The organism is Paracoccus sp. (in: a-proteobacteria), from assembly GCF_035556475.1.
Classification (GTDB): domain Bacteria; phylum Pseudomonadota; class Alphaproteobacteria; order Rhodobacterales; family Rhodobacteraceae; genus Paracoccus.
Window position 1 is genome coordinate 21,279 of record NZ_DATMFA010000013.1, and the last position, 16,399, is coordinate 37,677.

The 16,399-nt window shown below is 66.9% G+C and carries 20 protein-coding genes; 15 read left to right on the forward strand and 5 right to left on the reverse strand.

Annotation, left to right across the window (positions count from 1 at the left end):
- Nucleotides 1-28: 28 nt before the first annotated feature.
- Both VNQ78_RS01375 and VNQ78_RS01380 read left to right on the forward strand, forming a co-directional pair.
- The gene (locus VNQ78_RS01375; RefSeq protein WP_325685797.1) at nucleotides 29-1,090 is read left to right on the forward strand and encodes an A/G-specific adenine glycosylase; all 1,062 of its coding nucleotides are present in this window, start codon (nucleotides 29-31) and stop codon (nucleotides 1,088-1,090) included.
- A 4-nt stretch (nucleotides 1,091-1,094) separates the two neighbouring features.
- The gene (locus VNQ78_RS01380) at nucleotides 1,095-2,231 is read left to right on the forward strand and encodes an alkane 1-monooxygenase (protein WP_325685799.1); all 1,137 of its coding nucleotides are present in this window, start codon (nucleotides 1,095-1,097) and stop codon (nucleotides 2,229-2,231) included.
- A gap of 103 nt (nucleotides 2,232-2,334) precedes the next feature.
- Here VNQ78_RS01380 and VNQ78_RS01385 read toward each other — a convergent pair whose 3' ends face one another.
- From VNQ78_RS01385 to VNQ78_RS01400, 4 genes are all read right to left on the reverse strand, one after another.
- Nucleotides 2,335-3,465, reverse strand: a complete 1,131-nt coding sequence (locus VNQ78_RS01385; protein ID WP_325685801.1) for a site-specific DNA-methyltransferase — start codon at nucleotides 3,463-3,465, stop codon at nucleotides 2,335-2,337.
- An 88-nt stretch (nucleotides 3,466-3,553) separates the two neighbouring features.
- Nucleotides 3,554-4,186 carry a ribonuclease HII gene (locus tag VNQ78_RS01390; RefSeq protein ID WP_325685803.1) on the reverse strand — a complete coding sequence of 211 codons (633 nt, stop codon included), beginning with the start codon at nucleotides 4,184-4,186 and terminating at the stop codon, nucleotides 3,554-3,556.
- Entirely contained in the window at nucleotides 4,183-4,662 is a 480-nt protein-coding gene (locus VNQ78_RS01395; protein ID WP_325685805.1) for an ureidoglycolate lyase, read from the reverse strand. Before VNQ78_RS01395 ends, VNQ78_RS01390 begins: the two co-directional genes overlap by 4 nt.
- Nucleotides 4,663-4,685: 23 nt before the next feature.
- Entirely contained in the window at nucleotides 4,686-5,882 is a 1,197-nt protein-coding gene (locus VNQ78_RS01400) for an MFS transporter (protein WP_325685807.1), read from the reverse strand.
- A 296-nt stretch (nucleotides 5,883-6,178) separates the two neighbouring features.
- On the opposite strand from VNQ78_RS01400, the gene VNQ78_RS01405 reads away from it, so the two are divergent.
- The 3 genes from VNQ78_RS01405 (at nucleotide 6,179) to VNQ78_RS01415 (ending at nucleotide 9,412) form a co-directional block, all read left to right on the forward strand.
- Complete coding sequence (locus VNQ78_RS01405) at nucleotides 6,179-6,880, forward strand: GntR family transcriptional regulator (RefSeq protein ID WP_325685809.1); 702 nt, start codon at nucleotides 6,179-6,181, stop codon at nucleotides 6,878-6,880.
- A gap of 108 nt (nucleotides 6,881-6,988) precedes the next feature.
- The gene (locus VNQ78_RS01410; RefSeq protein WP_325685811.1) at nucleotides 6,989-8,512 is read left to right on the forward strand and encodes a L,D-transpeptidase; all 1,524 of its coding nucleotides are present in this window, start codon (nucleotides 6,989-6,991) and stop codon (nucleotides 8,510-8,512) included.
- A gap of 3 nt (nucleotides 8,513-8,515) precedes the next feature.
- Nucleotides 8,516-9,412: an extensin family protein gene (locus tag VNQ78_RS01415; RefSeq protein WP_325685813.1), complete on the forward strand. Its 897-nt coding sequence runs from the start codon at nucleotides 8,516-8,518 to the stop codon at nucleotides 9,410-9,412.
- Here the strand turns inward: VNQ78_RS01415 and VNQ78_RS01420 are convergent, their stop codons facing one another.
- Nucleotides 9,413-10,717, reverse strand: coding sequence for a FliI/YscN family ATPase (locus VNQ78_RS01420; protein WP_325685815.1), 1,305 nt, complete (start codon nucleotides 10,715-10,717; stop codon nucleotides 9,413-9,415).
- 96 nt (nucleotides 10,718-10,813) lie between these two features.
- Between VNQ78_RS01420 and VNQ78_RS01425 the strand changes: the two genes are divergently transcribed.
- The 10 genes from VNQ78_RS01425 to VNQ78_RS01470 are packed head-to-tail and all read left to right on the forward strand — an operon-like array spanning nucleotide 10,814 to nucleotide 16,390.
- Nucleotides 10,814-11,200 carry a FlgB family protein gene (locus VNQ78_RS01425; RefSeq protein WP_325685817.1) on the forward strand — a complete coding sequence of 129 codons (387 nt, stop codon included), beginning with the start codon at nucleotides 10,814-10,816 and terminating at the stop codon, nucleotides 11,198-11,200.
- An 11-nt stretch (nucleotides 11,201-11,211) separates the two neighbouring features.
- Complete coding sequence (gene flgC / locus VNQ78_RS01430) at nucleotides 11,212-11,604, forward strand: flagellar basal body rod protein FlgC (RefSeq protein WP_325685819.1); 393 nt, start codon at nucleotides 11,212-11,214, stop codon at nucleotides 11,602-11,604.
- 10 nt (nucleotides 11,605-11,614) lie between these two features.
- Nucleotides 11,615-11,893 carry a flagellar hook-basal body complex protein FliE gene (gene fliE, locus VNQ78_RS01435; protein WP_325685821.1) on the forward strand — a complete coding sequence of 93 codons (279 nt, stop codon included), beginning with the start codon at nucleotides 11,615-11,617 and terminating at the stop codon, nucleotides 11,891-11,893.
- Between the two features lie 2 nt (nucleotides 11,894-11,895).
- The gene (locus VNQ78_RS01440; protein ID WP_325685823.1) at nucleotides 11,896-12,162 is read left to right on the forward strand and encodes a flagellar biosynthetic protein FliQ; all 267 of its coding nucleotides are present in this window, start codon (nucleotides 11,896-11,898) and stop codon (nucleotides 12,160-12,162) included.
- Between the two features lie 3 nt (nucleotides 12,163-12,165).
- Nucleotides 12,166-12,882 carry a flagellar hook-basal body complex protein gene (locus tag VNQ78_RS01445; protein WP_325685825.1) on the forward strand — a complete coding sequence of 239 codons (717 nt, stop codon included), beginning with the start codon at nucleotides 12,166-12,168 and terminating at the stop codon, nucleotides 12,880-12,882.
- 11 nt (nucleotides 12,883-12,893) lie between these two features.
- On the forward strand, nucleotides 12,894-13,679 hold the full coding sequence (gene flgG, locus VNQ78_RS01450) for a flagellar basal-body rod protein FlgG (RefSeq protein ID WP_325685827.1): 786 nt from the start codon (nucleotides 12,894-12,896) through the stop codon (nucleotides 13,677-13,679).
- Nucleotides 13,679-14,095: a flagellar basal body P-ring formation chaperone FlgA gene (flgA, locus tag VNQ78_RS01455; RefSeq protein WP_325685829.1), complete on the forward strand. Its 417-nt coding sequence runs from the start codon at nucleotides 13,679-13,681 to the stop codon at nucleotides 14,093-14,095. The genes flgG and flgA overlap by 1 nt, the downstream gene beginning before the upstream one ends.
- 10 nt (nucleotides 14,096-14,105) lie before the next feature.
- Nucleotides 14,106-14,855, forward strand: a complete 750-nt coding sequence (flgH, locus tag VNQ78_RS01460) for a flagellar basal body L-ring protein FlgH (RefSeq protein ID WP_325685831.1) — start codon at nucleotides 14,106-14,108, stop codon at nucleotides 14,853-14,855.
- A gap of 11 nt (nucleotides 14,856-14,866) precedes the next feature.
- Nucleotides 14,867-15,400 carry a hypothetical protein gene (locus VNQ78_RS01465; RefSeq protein ID WP_325685833.1) on the forward strand — a complete coding sequence of 178 codons (534 nt, stop codon included), beginning with the start codon at nucleotides 14,867-14,869 and terminating at the stop codon, nucleotides 15,398-15,400.
- A 60-nt stretch (nucleotides 15,401-15,460) separates the two neighbouring features.
- Nucleotides 15,461-16,390: a glycosyltransferase gene (locus tag VNQ78_RS01470; RefSeq protein WP_325685836.1), complete on the forward strand. Its 930-nt coding sequence runs from the start codon at nucleotides 15,461-15,463 to the stop codon at nucleotides 16,388-16,390.
- Nucleotides 16,391-16,399 lie beyond the last annotated feature (9 nt).

Sequence of the window (16,399 nt, forward strand, 5' to 3'; positions counted from 1 at the left end):
GCGGAGAATCTGAAAATTGCGTGACTTAATGGGAATATCGGCAGAGCTGCTTGGCTGGTATGATCGCCACGCCCGCGACCTGCCGTGGCGCGTGCCGCCGGGGCAAGGCCGCGCCGATCCCTATCGCGTCTGGCTGTCCGAGGTCATGCTGCAACAGACCACCGTGGCTGCGGTGAAATCCTATTTCGAACGCTTCACCAGCCTCTGGCCGCGGGTCGAGGATCTGGCCGCGGCCGAGGATGCTGCGGTCATGGCCGAGTGGGCGGGCCTTGGCTACTACGCGCGGGCCCGGAACCTGCTGGCCTGCGCCCGCGCCGTGGCCGCGCAAGGTGGCTTCCCCCGGACGCGGGCGGGGCTTGGCGAATTGCCGGGCATCGGCCCCTATACCTCGGCCGCAATCAGTGCCATCGCCTTCGACCTGCCCGAGACGGTGGTGGACGGCAATGTCGAGCGCGTGATCTCGCGCCTTTTCGCGATCGAGACGCCGCTCCCCGCCTCGAAGCCGCAGATCCATGAGCTTGCGGAATCCCTGACCCCGCAAGCGCGGCCGGGCGACCATGCACAGGCGATGATGGATCTTGGCGCGACGATCTGCACGCCGCGCAGCCCGGCCTGCGGCATCTGCCCGCTTTCCGATCCCTGCGAGGCACGCCGGCAAGGCATCGCGGCGGAGCTGCCGCGCAAGACCCCGAAAAAGGCAAAACCCCTGCGCGCCGGCGTGGTCTGGATCGGCTTCGAGGGGGATGCGGTGCTGGTCGAGACGCGGCCCGAGCGCGGCCTTCTCGGCGGCACACTGGCCTTTCCCTCGACCGGCTGGGACGGCTCGGCCCTGCCGCCACCCGCCGTGGCGGAGTGGCGCGAGCTTGGCCTCGTCCGCCATGTCTTTACCCATTTCGCGCTTGACCTGACCGTGATGACGGCTGAGTTGACCGCGCCGGCCAATCGGGGCAGGCTTGTGCCGCTTCGCGACTTCAGCCCCACGGCGCTGCCGGGCCTGATGCGCAAGGCCTGGGCGCTTGCCCAGCCCTCAACCGCCCGCCCGCGACAACATGTCGTTTCGGCCAGCCGTTCAGACACAAGAAATAGTTGAGCTAATGCAAAACGCCTTCCGCGCCCGCCTTGTTGACGCGCTGCCCTTCTGGCTTTCGCTGGGCATGGTCCCCCTGGCCCTTCTGGCTGCGAGGTTGGGCGGCTGGTGGTTCGCCCTGATGCCGCTTTACGCATGGTATCTGATGACCATGCTGGACGCGGTTCTGGGGCTGAACGACGAAAATCCCGATACCGAGACGCCGGAGGCCCAGCTTTTCTGGTATCGCGCCATCACCATCATCTGGTTCCCGATTCAGGCGCTGATGATCTTCGGCGGGATCTGGTATGCCACGCATTCCGGCCTTTCCGGGTGGGAGAAGCTGGGCCTATTCTTCGGGATCGGCGTCGCCTCGGGGACCATCGGCATCGTCTATGCGCATGAGCTGCTGCACCAGAAGAACCCGGTCGAGCGCTGGATGGGCGACCTGCTGCTGGCCTCGACGCTTTATTCGCATTTCCGCACCGAACATCTGCTGGTCCATCACAGCTGGGTCGCGACCCCGCGCGATGCGGTCTCGGCCCGCTATAACGAGGGCTTCTTCCGCTATTTCCTGCGCGTGCTGCGCGACTGCCCGAAAAGCGCCTGGCAGGCTGAGACCGGGCGGCTGGCGCGGGCGGGTCGGTCGAAACTGGACCGGCGCAATCCGTTCTGGCGCTACGGCGCGCTGCAACTGGCGATGCTGGCGCTGGCGGTGATCCTTGGCGGCTGGCAGGGGTTGCTGCTGTTCATCTGGCAAGCCTTCGTCGCGATCTGGCAGCTTGAGCTGACGAATTATGTCGAGCATTACGGCCTGACCCGGAAATACCTTGGCAATGGCCGGTATGAGCATGTGCTGCCCCGGCATAGCTGGAACTCCTCCCACACCGCGACGAACTGGCTGCTGATCAACCTGCAGCGCCATTCGGACCATCACTACAAGCCCGACCGGCGCTTTCCGCTGCTGCAGACCTATGGCGACGAGGAAGCGCCCCAGCTTCCGATGGGCTATCCGGCGATGACCTTCCTCGCCATGGTCCCGCCGCTATGGCGGCGGCGGATGAACCCGCGCGTGCGCGCATGGCGGCGGCAATTCTACCCGGAGGTCGAGGACTGGTCCGCTTATAACCGGGGCGAGTTGCCGATGCCCCGCAGCGCATTGTGATCACAAGAAAGACCCCGCCCGGAGTTTCACCGGACGGGGCAAGTCAGTCCCGGTCGCGCCAGAGTTCGCGATCATCGGGACACGGCGACCTGAATGCGGGTGATCAGTTGGGGCGGCCCTTGTCAGCCGCCATTTCGGCGCGGATCTGCTGGCGCAGCGTGTCGATCGGGACCATCCGCCCCTCGCGCCGGTAGTGCCAATAGGTCCAGCCATTGCAGGAGGGCGCGCCCTCGAGCGCGGCGCCGACCTGATGGATCGAGCCCATGACGTCATTGCCGACAAGGCTGCCATCGGCGCGGACCTTGACCCGGTGCCGGCTGTCCATCGAGAACAGCTCCTCGCCCGGGCGCAGCATCCCGCGCTCGACCACCTGACCGAAGGGCACGCGCGGTTCGGCCCGCTTGGGCTTCACGGTCGCGATGGCCTCGCTGTCGAATTTGCGCACGCGGGCGATGCGCTTCTCGGCGACCGCGCGATAGGCTTCCTCGCGCTCGATCCCGATGAAGTCGCGACCTAACATCTTGGCGACCGCGCCGGTCGTGCCGGTGCCGAAGAACGGGTCGAGGACCACATCGCCCGGATTCGTCGAGCCGACGAGGATGCGGTGCAGCAGCGATTCAGGCTTTTGCGTCGGATGGGCCTTGGCGCCGTCCTTGTCCTTCAGCCGCTCGCCTCCGGTGCAGATCGGCAGCACCCAGTCCGAGCGCATCTGCACGCCTTCGTTCAGCGATTTCAGCGCCTCGTAGTTGAAGGTGTATTTCGACCCTTCGTTCTTCGAGGCCCAGATCATCGTCTCATGCGCGTTGGTCAGGCGCTTGCCGCGAAAGTTCGGCATCGGGTTCGACTTGCGCCAGACCACGTCGTTCAGGATCCAGAAGCCCTGGTTCTGCAACTCGGCGCCTACGCGGAAGATGTTGTGATAGCTGCCGATGACCCAGATCGCGCCATCGGGCTTCAGCACCCGCCGCGCCGCAGCCATCCAGGCGCGGGTGAACTCGTCATAGGCGGCGAAACCCGCGAACTGGTCCCAGGCATCGTCCACCGCATCGACGCGCGAGTTGTCGGGACGATGCAATTCCCCCTTCAACTGAAGGTTATAGGGCGGGTCGGCAAAGATCAGATCCACGCTGTTTTCAGGCAGTGAATTCATTACCTCGATGCAGTTCCCGGCCAGGATCTGATTGAGCGGGAGTGCGCGCGCCGCAGCGCGGGATTTGGTTACTAGCTTCGTCATCACTGCCTCGGATTTCGGCTATTTGTCTGCCGATATGATTGGGCCGATGATGATTCAGAGGCGATTCGGCGTCAATTTCTTTTTTGAATCAAGAGGTTGCCGTTTGGGGTTTACACAAGATGTTGTGGATGGGTGCGAAGCTACGCCTATGATGTGGGGTCACACCCAGATCTAGCAGCCCTTGCCTGTGAACTGCCGTCGAGTAACCTGCGTTAACCTCCCAGCCGTATCCGGGGTGCTGTTGCGCCAAATCCACCATGATGCGATCGCGCCACGTTTTGGCCAGGATCGAGGCCGCCGCGATCGAGAGGCAAAGCGCGTCGCCGCCGATGATCGCCCGGCCGGGCATGTCGAGGTCGCGGGGCAGCATATTGCCGTCGATCAGCGCGATGCAGGGCCGCTGGCGCAGCGCGGCAAGCGCCCGGCACATCGCCAGATGCGAGGCGCGCAGGATGTTCAGTTCGTCTATCTCCTCGACGCTGGCATGGGCGACGGCCCAGTCGCAGCAGTCGACCAGCGCCTCGGCCAGCGCCTCGCGCCGCTTCGCGGTCAGGCGCTTCGAATCGTTCAGGCCCTTCGGGATGCGCGTCACGTCGAGGATGACGGCGGCGGCGGTCACCGGCCCGGCAAGCGGTCCCCGGCCGACCTCATCGACACCGGCGACGAATCGGGCGCCGCCGAGGATCTCGGCCTCTTCGTGGGAATAGTCCGGCCCGCTCACGCTTCGACCGTCACCGGTTCGATGGTGACCTCCTCCAGATTGACGCCCTCGCCCTCGCGATCGACCACAAGGAAATCCGCCGCGTGGTCGAGGGGGGTCAGCACGCCATGCCAGACACCGGCATGCAGGTTCACGCCCATGCCCGCGGGCACCAGAAAGGCGATGGGGGCGCCGGGCCTACCGCCCTCGTCCGGGGCGACAATCGACATCCAGGGGTCGGGACCAAGCGGAAAGAAGGCCTGCGAGCCCAGCGGATGACGCTCAAGCAGCGTGCAGTCATAGGGCAGGCTCACCGCCTCGGACCGGAAGATCGAGATGATCGCCTCGCCGCCATGCCTCTCGACCTCGGCCAGCGCGTGATGCCGCTCGCAGTGGCCGGCATTGATCATGCGGCTGGCCTTGTCGCGCGGCGCAAGCAATTCGCCGAAGGGTGCGAAAGCCTCGGCCGAGATCGGTCTTATCGTGATTTTGTCCATGTTCTTTCTGCTCCCTCTTGGCCTCAGCGTCGATGCATCCGTGGCAGGAAGATCGTCAGCAGCCCCATCAGCGGCAGGAACGAGCAGATCTTGTAGACGAACTCGATCCCCCTCGCGTCCGCGACCACGCCGAGGACGGCCGCGGCAATGCCGCCCATGCCGAAGGCGAAGCCGAAGAAGATGCCCGCGATCAGCCCGGTGCGGCCCGGCACCAGCTCTTGCGCGAAAACCACGATGGCCGGGAAGGCCGAGGCGAGGATCAGCCCGATCACCACCGTCAGCACCCCCGTCGCCGCCAGCCCGACATGGGGCAGCGCCAGCGTGAAGGGCAGGATCCCGAGGATCGAGAACCAGATCACCTTGAGCGGCCCGATCCGGTCGCCGACCAGCCCGCCCAGCATCACCCCCGCGGCCATGCCGCCGAGGAACAGGAACAGCATCACCTGCGCGTGCTGGGTCGTCAGGCCGAACTTCTCGATCAGGAAGAAGGTGTAATAGCTCGAGAGGCTGGCCGTGTAGATGTTCTTGGTGAAGGTCAGCAGGGCCAGGATGACGATGGCGGTGATCACCCGGCCGCGCGAAAGCGCAAGCTCGGGCACGGCGCGGGCGGTGGCTGCCTTGCGCCGCCCCTCGACCCAGGCACCGATACGCCACAGGATCGCCGAGCCGGCCATGGCCGCGACCGAGAAAATCGCGATCGAGGGCCGCCCCAGCGGCACCACGATGAAGGCCGCCAGCAGCGGTCCCATCGCCTGCCCGAAATTGCCGCCAAGCTGGAACAGCGATTGCGCGGTGCCGAAGCGTCCCCCCGAGGCGATGCGCGCCACGCGCGAGCTTTCCGGGTGGAAGATCGACGAGCCGACCCCGATCAGCATGGCACCGATCAGCAACACCCAGTATTCACGCGCGAGCGCCAGCAGCAACACGCCGATCACCGTCGAGCCCATGCCGAATGCCAATGATTTGGGCATCGGCTTCTTGTCGGTGATCGCGCCCACGACCGGCTGCAGAAGCGATGCCGTCACCTGGAAGGCAAAGGTCATCAGACCGATCTGCCAATAGGACAGGCTGAATTCCTGCTGCAAAAGCGGATAGATAGCCGCAAGCAGGGATTGCATGACATCGTTGATCATGTGGCAGGCGCTGATCGCGATCAGCACCGCCCATGCGGTGGTGGAGGGATTGTGACCCCGAAATGCCGCTGCTTCCGACACGCTCATACCTTTCGCAGAATGCGCGCGACATTTGATCCGGGGCTTGGGATTGTCAACTCTCCGGGGCGGAGAAGCGGCCGGCGGTATGGAAGCGCCTTGACCTTAGCCGTTGTATTCCTTCAAACACCTCTCGCATGTGTCTCGTGACGTTGCCGACCAACCATGCCGAGGAAGCCCCTTCAGATGGGCGACGCGGCCCAATTACCCGGCCGGCAGCTGCTTTCCCTATGCCTATTTTTTCGGATCAAAGCTTAATGTCTCACATATCCCGAGGAATCGCCTCCACCTCCCCCGTCCTTGCAATGAACTCCCGCCGCAAGGGCATGACGTGGCAGGCGGTGCAGGACATCGTTCTGGAACGCATCCAGGACGGCACCTGGCCGGAGGGCGAGCTGATCCCGACCGAATGCGAGCTTGCGGCGGATCTGGGCTGCGCCCGCGCCACCGTCAACCGCGCGATGCAGGCGCTGGCCGAAACCGGCGTGGTCGAGCGGCGGCGCAAGGTCGGCACGCGGGTCGCGGTCCATCCCCGCGTGCAGCTTGTCCGCTCGCTTCTGCGGCGCGAACTGGAGGCGGCGGGGCAGAGCTACGGCTATCGCCTGATCGACGCCGAGGAAGCCCCCGCCCCCGCCGATGTGGCCCAGGCCATGCTGCTGCGCAGCAGCGAATCGCTGCTTTTCAGCCGCGCGGTGTTCTTCGCCGATGGAGCGCCCTATTGCTGCGAGGAGCGTTGGACCAATACCTTCGCCGCGCCGGGCCTTTCCTCGACGATTCTGGCCGCGATGAGCGCCTGCGAATGGCTGCTTGGCAATGTCCCCCTGAACCGGGCCAGCATGTCGATCGGTGTGGAAACAGCCGACGGTAGCTTTATCGCTCAGGAACTCAACCTCCCCGAGAATGATCCGGTCCTGCAGCTCGAACGGCTCGAATGGTTGAACAATATGCCGGTCTCGCTCTCGCGGCGTTATTTCCCGCGCACGCACCGGTTTCAGGGCCAGATGTAGCTTCGCCCGAGAACGAATTGAGAATCCTTTACTTGCTTCGAGGCGTCTAAAGCGCCAAACGTCGACAAAACCGACAAGAAACGACAGGCAAGACCAACGGATCCGAGCATGCAGTTCCGCAGCACCCCAACCGGCGCGTTTCTGCGCATTTCCCTGATCGCCGTCACCGCGTTTGCCTCACCGCTGGCGGCCACGGCGCAACCGGGCGCGCATCCGCGCCCGCCCGCGCGATCGACCAGCGCGGTCGCGACATTGCCCGCCGCCGGCGTGGCGACCGGGGTTGCGCAGGCAGCGCACCAATCCTCGCAGCTGACCCATGCCCATGCCGGCAAGGGCAAGGAACTCGCCTCGCTCTCGGCTGCCGAGATCGAATCCGCGATTTATGGCGGCGGCGATCTGCCGCCCGGCCAATCCGCGCTGACGGCCAAGGTCCAGATCCTGCTCGACCGCTCGGGCGTCTCGCCCGGCGTCATCGACGGCTGGCGCGGCGGCATGAGCGAGAGTGCGATCAAGGCATTCCAGCGGCGTGCCGGTCTGCCGATGTCAGGCCGGATGGACGCGGCCACCTGGGATCTTTTGCAGATCTATTCGGGCGAGGCCCTGACCACGACCTATACCATCACCGCCCAGGACGCCGAGGGGTTGGTCGACAAGATCCCCTCGGACTATGCCGAAAAGGCGGCGATGAGCTCGCAAGGCTTCACCAGCATCCTCGAAAAGCTGGGCGAACGCTTCCACATGGACGAGCGGTTCCTGACCAAGCTCAATCCCGGGATCGCCTTCGAGCCGGGCGCGACGATCAGCGTCACGAAACCCGCGAAGCCGATCCGGGCCAGTGTCACGCGCATCATCATCGACAAGGAAACCCGTCGCGTCGCCGCCTATGATGCCAAGGGCCGCATGGTCGCCGATTATCCGGCGACCGTCGGTTCGTCGGACACGCCCTCGCCGCATGGCAACCATGTCGTCCGGGCCGTCGCGCTGAACCCGACCTATACCTACAACCCCAAGAGGAACTTCAAGCAAGGCGACAATGACCGCGTGCTGATCGTGCCGCCCGGTCCGAACGGTCCGGTCGGCAATGTCTGGATCGACCTCAGCGAGCCGACCTATGGCATCCACGGCACCGCGACGCCCTCGCGCCTGTTCGTCAACCAGTCGCATGGCTGCGTGCGGCTGACGAATTGGGATGCTTGGGAACTCGCCCATATGGTCAAGGCGAATGTCACCACGGTCGAGTTCCTGGCCCCCGGCGTCAGCATCGCGGATGTCACCGGCCTGGGCGCCGCGCCACTGGTGACGGCGGCGAATGTGGCGCAGATCACGGCGATCCGGCCTCCGGTCCGGTCGACCAGCCTCAGCATCCGCGCGGGAAGCGTGCCGGAGGTGCTGGCGGACACCCTTTCGGGCGCGGGATCGGCGGCGGCATCGGTGGCCTCGTCGATCACGGCGAACCCGGTCCCGCCCGAGCCGGTCGTCAAGACCCCCGGCGAGGCATTGACCGAGGCGCTGGCCCGTGCCGAAGCCTTGGCGGATGAGATGCTGGCCCGCCGCGAGCAAGATGCGGCGCAGGATGCGGTCGGCACCAGCGTCCTGCCCTCCGCGCCCTTGCAATCCGCGCCGGAACTCTGAACGATGCGGGCGCTGGCGGCAGTTCTTCTGATCGCGGCGCTCGCCCCCTCTCCGCTTATCGCTGAGGAGCAGCGGCCGGCGCATCGGCCGGAGGAAGTAGCCCCTGACGGGGCCGAGCAAGCCCCGGCCGTCACGGAATCCGTCCGGCCCGAACCAGCGCCGCAGGTGCCGGCCGAACCCGAAAAGGTCGATCCGGCCGTCGACACGCCGGAAGAAACCGGTCCGGCGCAGGCCAAGCCCGCCGCCAGATCGAAACCCGAACGCGAGGCGGGCACCGAACCCGAACCCGACTTCATCGGACCCGCAGCGCCGCCGATCCATGCCACCCTGCGCGAGGATGATTTCTCCTATTCCGCCTGCCTCCTTGAACTGACCCTGCTGGGCTCGGATTACGAGGAGCGCGCGCCGGTGAGCGACGAGGCCAATCGCGATTGCGGCATCGACCGTCCGATCATGCTGCAATCACCGCTTCCGGGGGTCGCCATCGAAGGCGGCGCGCTGATGCGCTGCGACACTGCCCGCCACCTCGCCCATTGGCTGCGCGATTTCGTCCGCCCCGCCAGCGCCTTGCTGCCCGGCCAGCCGCGCCTTGTCGGGCTGGTCGCGGGATCGACCTATCAATGCCGCGCCACGGTCGGGAACGGCGGCGGCAAGACCTCGGAGCACGCTTTCGGCAACGCCTTCGACATCGCCGCCTTCCGTTTCGATGACGGCAGCACGATCGAGGTCGCGCCTCGGAAGGATGACGGCGACCTGCTGGAATCCTTCCAGCATGCGGTCCGAGCGACCGCCTGCCTGCATTTCGCGACGGTGCTGGGGCCGGGGTCGAACGCGGCGCATGACAATCACCTCCACCTCGACATCAAGACGCGGAAGGGTGGCTTCCGGCTCTGCCAATAGTCAGGCGAGCGCCTGGGCCAGCAGGGCGAAGCTTTGTCCCGGCGTCGGGCTGTCGCGGGTAAAGAATTGATCCAGCGCCGGATAGATCCGCACCGCCTCGTCAAGTTTCGGGTCCGATCCTTGCGCATATAGCCCGGCCCGGATCATCAACTCGGATTCGGCATAGGCGCCGAGAGCGGCGCGGGCGCGGGCGATCAGCGCGTTCTCCTCGGCGCTGGCCGCCTGCGGCAGCGAGCGCGAGACGGATCGCAGCACATCGACCGCCGGAAAGCGCCCCCGCTCGGCGATGGCGCGGTCAAGGACGACATGCCCGTCCAGCACGCCCCGCAGGATGTCGGCCACCGGCTCCTCCATATCCGACCCGGCGACCAGCACGCTGAAGACCGCCGTGATGTCGCCCGCCCCCTCCGGCCCCGGCCCCGAGCGTTCGGCAAGCGACATGATCAGATGCGAGACCGAGGGCGGAAAACCCCGATAGCTGGGGCTTTCCCCGGCGGAGAGCGCGATCTCGCGATGCGCCTCGGCGAAGCGGGTGATCGAATCGGCAAGGAACAGGACATGCCGCCCCTGATCGCGGAAATGCTCGGCCACCGTCATCGCGGCCCAGGCGCAGCGGCGGCGCATCAGTGGCGACTGGTCCGAGGTCGCGGCGACGACGACCGACCGCGCCAGCCCCTCGGGGCCAAGCACCTCCTCGACAAACTCACGCAACTCCCTGCCCCGCTCGCCCACCAGCGCGACCACGACCACATCGGCGGCCACCCCCTTGGCGAGCGCGGAGAGCAGGGTCGATTTCCCGACGCCCGACCCCGCGAACAGCCCCATGCGCTGGCCACGCACCAGCGGCAGGAGGGTGTCAAAGACCGCAAGCCCCGTCCGCAGCCGCGGCCCCAGCCGGTTGCGCGAGGCGGCGGGCGGCGGCGCGGGGCGATAGGCGCGCTCCCGCAGGCCGGGCACCAGCGGCCGCCCGTCCAGAGGCCGGCCCAGCGGATCGACGATGCGCCCGACCCAGCTGTCCGCGGGCGCGAGGGTCGGGGCGAAAAGCAACTCCGCCTCGGTCCCGATGGCGATACCCTCGGTCGGGCCTTCGGGCAGGACCGCCGCCGTCTCCGGGTGCAGCGCCACCACCTCCGCGCCAAGCGCGCCACCCATGCGGGGCACCAGCGACACGCGGTCCCCAAGTGCGGCATGGGCGTTCAGCCCGCCGACATGGATCACCCCGCCATGAACGCCCGTGACCATGCCAAAGCGGCGGGCCATGCGCAGTTTCCCCATCCGGGCCGGGATTGATCGAATTTTATCCATAGCGGTTCCTCGCCTCGCGCAAAAATTGCGCCGTGAAAGGGTTTCTAAACTTCTCGGGGTTAAGACCCGGTTATCGGAAGCTGAGGAGAAACCTCGATGTTTGACCGGATTGACACGCTGCGCATGGCCAGTTCGCTGACCGCCCATGCCAGCGCCCGTCAGGGCCTCGCCGCCCGGAACGTCGCCAATGCCGACACGCCGGGCTTTAGAGCACATGACCTCGGCCGCTTTGCCGAGACCTACCGCTCGGCCCCCGCGACCGAGTTGCGGGCCACGCGGCCGGGCCATGCGAGTGGTATCAGCTGGGGCGGCCCCGACCGTGCCGTCGATGCCGGGGGTGAGCCTGCGCCGAACGGAAACACCGTCGCGATTGAGGATGAGATGATCCGCGCGGCCGATATCCGGCGCGAGTTCGACCTCGCCTTGACGGTCACGCGCTCGTCCCTCTCGATGATCCGCACCAGCCTTGGCCGCCGGGTCTGAGGGGCGGGAGGATGAGCACACCCCTCTCGGCGGTCGAGCTGGCGGCATCGGGCCTGCGCGCACAGGCAGTCCGGCTGCGCCATGTCTCGGAGAACATCGCCAATACCGATACGCCCGGCTATCGCCGCAAGCTGGTCTCGTTCCAGCAGGAGATGGATTTCGGCCGCGCGACCGGCGCGGTCACGACCAGCCCCACCCGCCTCGACCAGCGCGAGCTGCCCCGCATCCACGACCCTTCGAATCCGATGGCGGGCGAGGACGGCTATTACAGCGGCTCGAATGTCGACCTCGTGGTCGAGATCGCGGACGCGAGGGAAGCCGGCCGCAGCTATGAGGCCAATCTTCGCATTTTCGAACAGGCGCGCCAGATGGGCAGCGCGCTTCTTGACCTGATCCGCCGCTAGGGAACCCGACATGATCGCATCCGCATTCGCCGCCTCCGCCTATGACCGCGCCCGCCCCGCCGTCGCGCCGGGCGAGGGTCTGCCGCAGGGCGTCAGCGCCGCCGCAGGAAACTTCGCCCGCGTGATGGAGGAGGTCGACCGCTCTGCCACCGGCGCGATGACTGGTGCGACCGACACGCATCAGCTGGTCCAGAGCATCGCCCAGGCCGAGATCGCGCTCGAGACCGCCGTGGCCATCCGCGACAAGGTGGTCGAAGCCTATCAGGAAATCCTGCGGATGCCGGTCTGACAATGGACGAGAACCTGATTTTCGACCTGACCCGGCAGGCGCTCTGGATCGCGGTGCGCATGTCGGCGCCGCTGCTGGTCGTCGCGCTGGTCGTCGGCGTGGTCATCGGGCTTTTTCAGGCGCTGACCTCGGTGCAGGAAATGACCATCACCTTCGTGCCAAAGATCGCGCTAATGCTCGCCGTGTTCTGGGTCAGCATGAGCTTCATGACGGCGACGCTGGCCGGATTCTTCACTGACCAGATCCTGCCCCGGATCGCGGGGTTCTAGGCCATGGACAATGCGATCTACGCCTCGCTGACCCGGCAATCCGGCTTGATGCGCGAAATGCGCGCGATTGCGAACAACATCGCCAATGCCAATACCACCGGCTTCCGGCGCGAGGGGGTGCTGTTCTCGGAATACATGGTCCCGCTTGGCAATGGCGGCGAGACGCTGGCGATGGCGAATATCCGCGGCCGCATGGTCGATCTTGGACAGGGCGGCATGACCGAGACCAAGGGAACCTATGACCTCGCCATCGACGGAGACGGGTTTTTCATGGTCCAGACCCCGCAGGGCAACCGCCTGACCCGCGCCGGCGCCTTCCAGACCAATGCCGAGGGCGAGATCGTCAATCCCGACGGCTATCCGCTGCTCGATGACGGGCGCGCGCCCATTGCCGTGCCGCCGGGCGCGCGCAGCATCGGCATCGGGGCCGACGGGACGCTCTCGGCCGACGGCCTGCCGATCGGGCGGGTCGGCGTCTTTGCCAGTCCCGACCCCGCCGACCTCAGCCATGTCGCGGGCACCCTCTTCGAAGCCGGGACCGATCCCGAACCGCTGGAGGAACCGGTCATCCGCCAGGGCTTCCTCGAAGAATCGAACGTGGATCCGGTCACCGAGATCGCCCGCATGATCGAGGTCCAGCGCGCCTATGAACTCGGCCAGTCCTTCCTCGATCAGGAAGACAAGCGCATCCGCCAGGCCATCACCTCGCTCACCCGCTGAAAGGAAACCAGATGAAGGCCCTCCAGATCGCCGCGACGGGCATGAGCGCCCAGCAGATGCGGGTCGAGGTCATCTCGAACAACCTCGCGAACATGTCGACGACCGGCTACAATCCGCGTCGCGCCGAATTCGCCGACCTGCAATACCAGCAGGCGACGCGCCCCGGCACGCTGACCGCCACCACCGGGGCCATGGTTCCGGCCGGGGTCCAGCTTGGCCTTGGCGTGCGGGCCGCCGCCGTGACCGTCATGCTGGGTCAGGGCAGCCCGGTCCAGACCAATGGCGACCTTGACGTCGCGATCGAGGGCGGCGGCTATCTGGAGGTCACCATGCCCTCGGGCGCCTCGGGCTACACCCGCGACGGCAGCCTGAAACGCTCGGCCGAGGGGCAGATCGTCACCTCTCAGGGTTTCCCGCTGGTTCCCGACATCACCATTCCCGAGGAGGCGAAAAGCATCTCGATCAGCCCCTCGGGCGAGGTTTTCGCCTATTTCGCCGACCGGGTAGAGCCCGAGAATCTGGGCCAGATCACGCTCGCCGGGTTCCTGAACGAAAAGGGGCTGGAGGCGATCGGGTCGAACCTCTTTCTCGAGACCACCGCATCGGGCGCCCCCCTTGTCGCTGCGCCGGGCGAGGAAGGGCTGGGCACGCTGCGCGCGGGCTATCTCGAGGAAAGCGCCGTCGACCCGGTGCGCGAGATCACCGAACTGATCAAGGCGCAGCGCGGCTATGAGCTGAACTCGAAGGTCATCACCGCCGCGGACCAGATGCTGGGCGCCACGGTGCAGGTGCGCTGATGCGGGTGCTGCTGGTCCTGTCGCTTGCCCTGCCCCTGCCCGCGCTGGCCGATGCGGTCGTCGCGGCGCGGGTGCTGCGCCCCGGAACGCTGATCACCGCGGACCTCGTCGAGCTTGATCCGACGCAGGAGGGCGCGATCGGGGATGTCGGGCAGGTCATTGGCCAAGAGGTTCGGGTGCTGGTCAGCAAGGGCCGGGCGATTGAGCCCGCCTTCCTCGCCGCGCCGACCCTTGTTGCCCGAAACCAGATTGTCACCCTCGTCTATGAACGCGCCGCGCTGCGGATCGAGGCCGAGGGCCGCGCGCTCAGCGCCGGCGGCGCGGGCCAGATGATCCGGGCGATGAACAATGCCTCACGCGCCACGGTCTCGGGTCGCATCGCGCCCGACGGGACCGTCCTTGTCGATCCGAACTGAAGGAAATCCGATGCGCCTCACCACGCTGACACCGACACGCCTCGTCATCGGCGGCCTTGCCCTTGTCCTCGCCCTCTCGGCCTGCGGTCGCGTCTCGCAGGTCGGGCGCGTTCCGCCGATGACCGCCCCCGAAAGCACCGCCGAATACATGGCGATGGCGTCGCCCGACCTTGCCTCGGGCCTGCCGGAAAGGCCGGACAGCGCCGCCTCGCTCTGGACCGGGGCGCAGCATTCGCTGGTCGCCGACCGCCGTGCGCAGGGACGCGGCGACATCCTGACCGTGGTGATCGAGATCGACGACCGCGCCGAGATCCAGAACAGCTCGGGCCGGTCGCGCAGCGCCTCGGACAAGGTCAGCATTCCGCAGTTGGCCGGTCTGCCGCAGCGGATCGACGAGAAACTGCCCGAAGGGGCCAGCATGGACGAGATGGTCGAGGCGAAAAGCTCCTCGACCTTCAAGGGCAGCGGCAATATCTCGCGCCGGGACAAGATGACCCTGCGCGTCGCCGCAACCATCGTCGAGAAGCTGCCGAACGGCGTCCTCAGGATCGAGGGTTCGCAGGAGGTCCGGGTGAATTACGAGGTCCGGGTGCTGACCGTCAGCGGCTTCGTCCGCCCCTCGGATATCGGGCGGCGGAATGAGATCGCCTATGACCGCATCGCCGGGGCGCGGATCGCCTATGGCGGACGCGGCCAGATCAGCGATGTCCAGCAGCCGCGCTATGGCCAGCAGCTGGCCGATATCCTGCTGCCCTATTGAGGACGCCTCCGATGAAGATCGCCATTCTGGGCCTGCTGGCCATCCTCGCCTTCCTCGGCGGCGCGGTCGGGGGTGAGATGCTGCGCAAGGGCGCGGCGCATGAAAACTCCGGGGGCCAGACGGCCCCTGCCGAGGCCGAGGAAGCGGCGGCGGTCAGCGACGACCACGCCCAGACCGAGGGGCATGGCGGCGATGCGGCCAATGGCCAGCAAGGCGCGGCGGGCAAGGACTGGTTCCGTTTCCCGAACCAGTTCTTCGTCCCCGTCATGCGCAATGGCGCGACCAATGCGGTCATGGTGCTGTCACTGACGATCGAGATGTCGTCGGACGCGGCCCCGCTGATCGCCCGGCAGGAGCACCGGCTGCGGGACGCGCTCCTCAATGCGCTGATGATCGAGGCGAATACCGGCGGCTTCGACGGCAACTTCACCTCCGAGGCGAGCCTGTCGCGGCTGCGCCGGTCGCTGCTGGTGGCGGCACGGAAGGCCAGCGGTCCCGGCGTCACCAGCGTCCTCATCGAGGACATCGCCCGGCAGGACCAGTAGCGGACTGGCCAAGTCACCCCCCTTCGGGTTAGCTCAGGCCGAACCAAGGGGAGGCGCCGGGTGCAGCCGCAGATCACCATCGTCATGGCCAGCTATAACGGCGCGCGCTATCTGCCCGCGCAACTGGACAGCATCCTTGGGCAAGACTGGACGGATTGGCGGCTGGTGGTCTCGGATGACGGATCGACGGACGGCACGCGGCAGGTGGTCGCGGATTATGCGGCGCGGAGCGCGGGAAAGATCTCGCTGATCGAGGGGCCGGGGCGGGGTGCGACGGCGAATTTCCTGCACCTGATCCGGCAGGCGGACCCGCAGGGCTGGATCGCCTTCAGCGACCAGGACGATGTCTGGAAAGCGGACAAGCTGGCCCGCGCCGCCGCCCATCTGTCACGCCAGAACGGCCCCGCCGTCTATGCCGCCCGCACCACGATCTGCGACGAAGCGCTGCGCGAATTGTCCCCCGCGCCGCATTTTCCCGGCCCCTTCGGCTTTCGCAATGCACTGATTCAGGCCTGCCTGCCGGGCAATACGACCGTCGCCAATGCGGAGGCGCTGGCCATCCTGCAGCAAGGCGCGGCGGCGGCGGATGCGGCGGGCGTGATCTCGCATGACTGGTGGGTCTACCAGATCCTTGCCGGCGCGGGCGCGGCGATCCATCGCGACGCGGCGCAGGTTCTGCTTTACCGCCAGCACCAGCAGAACGTGATGGGCCGCAATGACACGGCGCGGGCCAAGGCCGCGCGGGCCTCGATGCTGTTCGACGGCAGTTTCGCGGGTTGGCTCGGTCGCAACCAGACCGCGCTGGAGGCGGCGGCCGATCTGATCCTGCCCGAGAACCGCGACCTGCTGCGGCGCTTCGGCGATCTGCTGACCGCGCCGGGCTATCGGGCGCTGGCCGAGATGCGGCACCTCGGCCTTTACCGGCAAAGCCGGGCCGGGACCGCCGCGGTCATGGCGGCGGCGCTGGCGGGACGGCTGCGCGGCCGCTGAGCCGGACGG